Origin of the sequence: Methylobacterium sp. E-041, from assembly GCF_022829665.1 — a bacterium.
Lineage (GTDB): Bacteria > Pseudomonadota > Alphaproteobacteria > Rhizobiales > Beijerinckiaceae > Methylobacterium.
In genome coordinates, this window is sequence record NZ_JAKSYQ010000233.1 from 1 (window position 1) to 1,619 (window position 1,619).

1 protein-coding gene is annotated in these 1,619 nt (G+C 62.9%); it reads left to right on the plus strand.

The genetic code is table 11. The annotated features are described in order from the left end of the window. Window positions 1-624: 624 nt before the first annotated feature. Window positions 625-1,416, plus strand: coding sequence for a phage tail tip lysozyme (locus MKK70_RS21955; RefSeq protein WP_243949890.1), 792 nt, complete (start codon window positions 625-627; stop codon window positions 1,414-1,416). The last annotated feature ends 203 nt before the right edge of the window (window positions 1,417-1,619 follow it).

Sequence of the window (1,619 nt, forward strand, 5' to 3'; positions counted from 1 at the left end):
TTCACCAGAAGAGCTCGACCATGGACCGTCATGCGGGCATGCTGATGGGTGTTCATCCGGGGCGCTCGGTCAGGGTTGGTTGGCTTCGCAACCCCAGCCTCTCACCCCCGCCCCGGGTGAACAACCTTCATAGCTTCGACACCTAACCGACGCCACGAAGCGCCGGGACGCGCTGAACGCAGATCCGGTCAAGAACGCCGACGAGATCAAGTCGCTCGAAAAAGAAATCCGCACCTCACGGACGCGATCAAGCGGTCGAAGGATGGCGCTGGGCCGAGTGAGGTGTCCGCGATCCCGATGAGCTACAGCGGACCTCTCGCGAACGCTGGTAGCTTAATTCAGAAGGCGTCGTTTGGAGGCGGCCCCGGTATGCGCGGCGGCTCCGCGGGCCTTGGCGGCTTCGGCGGCCCGCTCCCGACGATGGGTGGTGGCTATGGCGGTGGCTCGGGCGGGGGAGGTGGTGGCACGGGGCACATCATTCCTCCGCCGCTCGGTGGAAGTGCTCCGGTCCTGTCCAGCTCCGGTGGCGGGAACACGGGGAGCTACACTGGGAACGATGGTCGCCGCGCCGCGCGTGGGCGGTTGAGCGCGCAGGGCCGAGACAACATCGCGCCGTGGATGGAGATGCTCCAGCGCCCCGTCTCCGAAGGCGGCCTCGGCATGCTGAAGGGGAAGGCCCAAGCGACGATCGCCATGATGCAGGGCGAGTCGGGGTTGAACCTAGATCCGAGTATCCCCGGCGACTCCGGTCACGCGCACGGCACCGCGCAGTGGTCGGATGCGCGGGGCAACCCGCGTTTCCCTCTCCTTCGGAAGTACGCCGCTTCCCAAGGTAAGGATTGGCGTGATCGTGGAGTTCAGCAGGAATATCTCCGCATGGAGATGCTGGGTCTGCCGGGAGCGGTAAGCCACAACAAAGCCTATCGCGCGATGATGGGTGCACCGAGCGATGAAGCTGCGCTCTACGCCGGCATCTCGAAATTCGAGAACCCTCGGCATCACGACCTCGCCTATCGGATCCGCCTGCCATTCTTGAACCGACTGCGGCTGGACGGTGAAAGCGCGGCGTCTGCGTCGGCATCAGGCGGCGGTGCGGCGACCGGTCTTGACGGTCAAGTCGGCGTCGACCTTGGCAATGGCACCATGCGGATGCCAAATGGACGTATCCGCTCAAAAACCTACGGTTCTGGATCTGGGCCGTCTACTGATGCTCCCGGATCTTCCAGCCGCATGGGCGATCGGATGATGCAGCGGATGTATGGAGATCAGGCTCCAGTCGCTAAGGGTGGCAAAGGCTCACTCGACATCACCCTTCACGGTTTACCCGCTGGAGCGAAGCCGCGCGCTTCCATGGACGACTTGTTTAAGGAAGTGAACGTGTCGAAAAGCCGGCAGATGGAGACGACGAGTATCTGATCAGTGCCCCCTTGGGATGATTGACGGACCGTCTGCCCGGAGGCAATTTCATCCTCAGGGCTCGTAGCGAAGGCGTTGCTCTGACCCACTCGCACGGTGGTCGAAAACAGCGAGAGCCGGCAGCTACGGTCCTGGAGCGTGGCCGGCGCATTTGCTTCACAACTGCTCAAGCGCTTGTGTCTACCGCCTGAAAAATGATGTTT

Coding starts and splice junctions, on each gene's coding strand:
- MKK70_RS21955 (WP_243949890.1), top strand. CDS start 625: ATGCTCCAGCGCCCCGTCTCCGAAGGCGGCCTCGGCATGCTGAAGGGG.